Annotated in this window: 8 protein-coding genes and 1 pseudogene; all 9 read left to right on the plus strand. The window is 70.0% G+C overall.

Features of this window, described 5'->3' with window-relative positions; genetic code table 11:
* The coding region (locus tag NNI01S_RS35190) for a phage portal protein family protein (RefSeq protein ID WP_439956113.1) at positions 1-528 on the plus strand (528 nt) is incomplete at its 5' end.
* On the plus strand, positions 522-1913 hold the full coding sequence (locus NNI01S_RS02775; RefSeq protein ID WP_063017182.1) for a head maturation protease, ClpP-related: 1392 nt from the start codon (positions 522-524) through the stop codon (positions 1911-1913). The genes NNI01S_RS35190 and NNI01S_RS02775, both read left to right, overlap by 7 nt.
* Position 1914: 1 nt before the next feature.
* Positions 1915-2280 (plus strand): capsid cement protein, encoded by a 366-nt coding sequence (locus NNI01S_RS02780; protein WP_063017184.1) that lies wholly within the window; start codon positions 1915-1917, stop codon positions 2278-2280.
* Positions 2281-2295: 15 nt separating this feature from the next.
* Positions 2296-3219: a phage major capsid protein gene (locus NNI01S_RS02785; RefSeq protein ID WP_063017186.1), complete on the plus strand. Its 924-nt coding sequence runs from the start codon at positions 2296-2298 to the stop codon at positions 3217-3219.
* Positions 3219-3635: a hypothetical protein gene (locus NNI01S_RS02790; protein WP_063017188.1), complete on the plus strand. Its 417-nt coding sequence runs from the start codon at positions 3219-3221 to the stop codon at positions 3633-3635. The genes NNI01S_RS02785 and NNI01S_RS02790 overlap by 1 nt, the downstream gene beginning before the upstream one ends.
* Before the next feature lie 3 nt (positions 3636-3638).
* Entirely contained in the window at positions 3639-4037 is a 399-nt protein-coding gene (locus NNI01S_RS02795) for a hypothetical protein (RefSeq protein WP_063017190.1), read from the plus strand.
* Positions 4034-4336, plus strand: coding sequence for a hypothetical protein (locus tag NNI01S_RS02800; protein WP_063017192.1), 303 nt, complete (start codon positions 4034-4036; stop codon positions 4334-4336). Before NNI01S_RS02795 ends, NNI01S_RS02800 begins: the two co-directional genes overlap by 4 nt.
* A gap of 2 nt (positions 4337-4338) precedes the next feature.
* Positions 4339-4590 (plus strand): hypothetical protein, encoded by a 252-nt coding sequence (locus NNI01S_RS02805; RefSeq protein WP_063017197.1) that lies wholly within the window; start codon positions 4339-4341, stop codon positions 4588-4590.
* Positions 4587-4798 (plus strand): annotated as a pseudogene (locus tag NNI01S_RS02810) (hypothetical protein); the annotation flags it as partial. The gene NNI01S_RS02805 and the pseudogene NNI01S_RS02810, both read left to right, overlap by 4 nt.

Here is a 4798-nt window from a genome sequence, read left to right on the forward strand (position 1 = left end):
AGGAGTGTCCTCGCGCACTTCCTGAACCTCGGGAATTCCACGGGCAGTTGGGCACTCGGTACGACGTTTGCCGATTTCTTTGTGATGAGCCTGCAGACGGTCGCCGAGATGATCCGCGATACCGCGCAGGCCCACATCATCGAGGACCTCGTCGATGCCAATTGGGGGCCTGACGAGGTCGCACCGCAGCTCGTGTTTGACGAGATCGGCAGCAGGAAGGACGCCACCGCGGCGGCCCTCGAGATCCTCGTGCGCGCCGGAATCATCACGCCCGACGAGGCGATCGAGCAGGCCGCCCGGCAGGACTACGGCCTACCGATTCGGCAGGCCGTCGAGGGCGACGAGCTCGTCGAACACCAGGACCGCGAGGACACCGCCGCCGCGGTCGCCGCTCGCATGGCGCGGATGTCGCGCGACGAGTTTCGCGAGGCGACGCGCACGCGCGCCACCATGCGGCGCATCGCGACCGAGGTACCGCCGTCCCCCCGAGCCCGAATCGAACCGGATGGAGCACTCACGCTGTGGTGAACGGACCGAGCCGGAATCGCGGCGAGCGCCCCGCGCCGTGGTACCGCATTCAGAATCTCGACGACGGCACCTCGGCCGAGGTGCTGATCTACGACGAGATCGATCCTTGGTGGGGCGTGAGCGCGGCGACGTTCGCGAAGGATCTCGCGAAGTGTGCGGCGACCTCGATCACCGTGCGGATCAACTCGCCCGGCGGCGACGTGTACGAGGCCATCGCCCTACTGAACACGCTGCGCGGCCACCCGGCCCACATCACGACCGTCGTCGATGGTCTCGCGGCGTCGGCCGCGAGCTTCGTCGCGATGGCCGGTGACGAGGTGGTCGTCTGCCGCAACGCCGAGCTCATGATCCACGACGCATGGGTCTACGCCAGCGGCAACGCCGACGAGCTGCGCAAGCATGCCGAGAACCTCGACCGCATCTCGAACAACATCGCGTCGATCTACGCCGAAAAGGCCGGCGGGACCGTCGAGGAGTGGCGCGCCGTCATGCAGGCCGAGACGTGGTTCTCGGCGTCCGAGGCCGTCGCCGCCGGGCTCGCTGACCGCGTCGAGCTCGTCGAGGCGACCGCACTCGCACCCGTCGCCCGGTTCGACCTGTCGGCATTCAACTACGCCGGACGCCAAGCGGCCCCGGCGCCACGTACCCCCTCAGCCACCGAGGCCGAGGCCAACCAGAAGGGAACGCGCATGTCTGCACTTGCCAGCATCGCGAAGCGCCTCGGCGTCGCCGAGGACGCGGACGAGGCCACCATCACGGCCGCGTTCGACAAGCTCGCCGGTCGACCGTCCGCGGCGATCGCGCCCGTCGAGCTCCCGTTCAACGACAAGGACATCGCATTTCTCAAGGCGCTCGTCACCGCGGGGCCCGAGCTGCTCGCGACCGCGACGGCCGCCACCACCGAAGGGGTTTCGCCGGACGTGGCGGCCATCGCGCAGCCCATCGCGGACTCGTTCGAGGAGGCCATCGCGACCGCGCAGGAGGCGCTCACCGTGTGGGGGCAGGACGGCGACACCGCCCCGGCCCCGCCGCCCGCCGAGGAACCGGCACCGGCCGCGAACCGTCTGCCCGCCGGTGTGGTCGCCATCGACCGCGCCACCCTGACCGCGCTGCAGGAGGCTGCCCGCCGGGGCGACCAGGCCCGCACCGAACAGGAGCGCGCCGAACGCATCGCAGCGGTCGACACCGCGGTGCGCACTGGCCGCATCGCCCCGGCGTCGCGGAACACCTGGCTCGACCGGCTGAACAAGGACCCGCGCGAGCTCTCGATCCTCAACGCCCTCGAGCCGGTGTTCCCGGTCGGGGTCGAACTGGGTCACGCGGGGACCATCCACGACGACAACAGCGACGACGTGTACTCGGCGCTGTTCGGAAAGGACGCCTGACATGCCCGAATACGCTGCGATCTTCAAGCCCGGCGAGGCATTCTCTCGGGTCACTTCGGCCGCCGTCACCGGCGGGCAGTTGCTCATTGTGTCCGGCAACGACACCGTGGCGCCGTCCTCGGCGGCAACCAGTGCGTGGCTCGGCGTCGCTGCGCAGGACGGCGGTAGCGGTGACCTCGTCACCGTGCTGACCGGTGGCGTGCACGAGCTCGCCGCTTCCGGCGCGATCGCCGCCGGTGCTCGCGTTGTGCCCGCCGCCGCCGGTGCGGTCGCCGACATCGGCGCGGGCACCGATTACTCGCAGGTCGTCGGCGTCGCCCTCGCGGCGGCGTCCGGCGGCAAGGTCCGCGTCAAGCTCGCCCGCTAAGAGAGGACATCACCGATGCCGTACACCTACCCGCCCGCGGCACCCACCATCTCGGGCGACAACGTCACCATCTCGCGGTTCCTCAAGGACCCGACCCTCGTCGCGCGCCGCCTGCGCACCCTGGCCGAGCAGCGGTTCATCGCCGACGTCCTGCTGACGGCCCGGTACGACGCCCCCGGCGGCGCCGTCGAGTACGAGCAGGGCGAGAGCATGTACTCAGACCGCGCGCCCGAGGCCGTCGCCCCGGGTGCCGAGTACCCACTCACCTCGCTCAGCGAGGGCACCGCGCAGGTCGCCAAGACCGTCAAGTGGGGCCGCGACTCCGAGATCACCGACGAGTCGATCGCGCGCCGCAAGATGGACCCGGTCAACCGCGCACTGATCAAGCAGGTGAACCAGATGGTCAAGACCATCGACTCGGTTGCCTTGGCCGCCATCGCATCGCAGGTCACCCAGAGCACCGCGGCGGCGGCATCGTGGTCGGGCGGCTCGGCCGCCATCGTCCGCGACGTGCTCAAGGCCGTCGCGAACATCCGCGCGCTCAATGAGGGATTCGAGCCGGACACGATCGTGGTCGACGATCTGACGTGGGCCATCGTCATGTCCGACGACAAGGTCGCGAACCTGCTCAAGCGCGAGGACGGTCTCGCGCCGATCTACACCGGAAACTTCCCGGTGATCGCCGGTCTGCGGTTCCTGCCCACTCCGAACCTGCCGACAGCCGGGCAGGCGCTCATCGTCGACACGAGCCAGCTCGGCGGTATGGCCGACGAGAAGCTCGCAGGCCCCGGTTACGTGTCCGCTGGCGGTTCGATCCCGGGCGTCGAGGTCAAGACGATCCGCGAGGAGAAGAACGACAAGTACCTGCTCCGGTCTCGCCGGGTCACGGTGCCGATCGTCGTCGAGCCCAAGGCCGCATGGAAGATCACGGGTATCTGATGAGCGCCGTACGTGTGACCGCGGCGCTCGTCGTCCTGCACGACGCCGCCGGAAAGTCGCAGTATCGCTACCGCGGTGCGCTGCTGCGCCGCGGCGAGTTCGCCGCCGACGACGTCGAACGTCTGCTCGACATGGGGATGATCGAGCAGGCCGACGACGAATGGGTCGAGCCTGCCGATGCTGTGGTCGCTGGATCGAGCGAGGATCTCGGCGAGCAGGGTGAGGGCGCGCCTTGTCCCGGAGACCAGGGCGCAGGCGCGCCGGGCGACGGCACCGGTGGTGCCGCTCCGACGCGTCCCCGCCAGACGTCACCCAAGGATGAGTGGATCGCGTACGCGGTGTCTCGCGGCATGTCCGCCGAGGAGGCCGCAGGCCTGTCCCGCGCCGAGCTGGCCGCGCGCCTGCCGGAGGAGTGACCGATGCCGCTCGCGACCGCCGACGAGGTCGCCCGCGGTTGGCGGACGTTTTCGGACGACGAGCGCGCGGATGCCAATCTGCTGATCTCGGCGGCCGAGGCTTGGATTCGCGACCCGTCCCGGCGACCGGACATCGCCGACGGCGATCCGATCGCGAAGCGTGTCGTTATCGAGGTCGTCCGGGTCGCGATGGCGCCGGGCGAGTGGGTCGGGTACTCAGCGTTCTCGGAAGGAATGGGCCCGTTCCCACTGTCGGGCACCCTCGTCACCGGCGCGGGCACGCTGCAGTTCCTTGCGAGCCACGAGCGGATGCTCGGCATTTCGTCCGAGCCGATGCCGGGCGGATCGTTCGGCGACCCGCCCGGCTACCGGTACCCGCCTGCCGGATCGGTGTTCCCGTGACCGAGGTGATCCGGCACCGCGGCGGCGGATACGACGACGACGGCAACCCAATCCCGAGTACGGACACCGCGCTCACCGCGAAGGCCGTTGCGCCGGGCGCGAATCCCGACATGATCGACCGAGGCCGCAACGGGCAGCGCGTCGACAAGTCGGTCTATTTCCTGCCCGCCGTCGACCTCACCGGTGAGGACGAGCTCACCGTCGACGGGCAGCGATATCAGCTCGCCGTCGAGCAGTGGCGATCACCGCACTCACGGCGCACCGGCACCGTGGCTCTGTGCAGCAGAGGGGAGGGCTGATCATGGCGAACCCGCGTGTGCGCCTCAACAATGCGGCGATCGGCAAGTTGCTCAAGTCGCCAGCGTTCGCGGCGCTGGTCAACGGTGTCGCCGCCGAGGTGGCCGCGGCTGCGGGCAGCGACGCCGAGGTCGACCACTACACCACTGACCGCGGCGCGGCCGCGGTCAAGGTACCGGCCGCCGATCAGGCGATGTACGGCACGCTCACCCGCGCCGCCGAGGCGGTCGGGCTCGAGGTGAAGCAGAAGCCGTGAAGCCGGTCCGCCGCCCGGCCGATCCGGCGAAGGCGGTCAAGAACCACCTTGCCGCGACGGTTCCGGCGCTCGTCGCCGCACCGTCGCCGACGTTCGGCCTCGTCCTGCCTGCGAACTGGTCGCTGTCGAGCTCGCCGCCCGCGCTGGTGGTGTTCGACGACGGCGGCGCACCACGCTGGCCTGTCACCACCAGGCCGCTACTGCGAAT

Source organism: Nocardia niwae NBRC 108934 = DSM 45340 (assembly GCF_001613465.1).
Taxonomy (GTDB): domain Bacteria; phylum Actinomycetota; class Actinomycetes; order Mycobacteriales; family Mycobacteriaceae; genus Nocardia; species Nocardia niwae.

Excerpts from the sequence above, each read along its gene's own strand:
- NNI01S_RS02780 (WP_063017184.1), top strand. The coding sequence starts at position 1,915 with ATGCCCGAATACGCTGCGATCTTCAAGCCCGGCGAGGCATTCTCTCGG.
- NNI01S_RS02785 (WP_063017186.1), top strand. The coding sequence starts at position 2,296 with ATGCCGTACACCTACCCGCCCGCGGCACCCACCATCTCGGGCGACAAC.
- NNI01S_RS02790 (WP_063017188.1), top strand. The coding sequence starts at position 3,219 with ATGAGCGCCGTACGTGTGACCGCGGCGCTCGTCGTCCTGCACGACGCC.
- NNI01S_RS02795 (WP_063017190.1), top strand. The coding sequence starts at position 3,639 with ATGCCGCTCGCGACCGCCGACGAGGTCGCCCGCGGTTGGCGGACGTTT.
- NNI01S_RS02805 (WP_063017197.1), top strand. The coding sequence starts at position 4,339 with ATGGCGAACCCGCGTGTGCGCCTCAACAATGCGGCGATCGGCAAGTTG.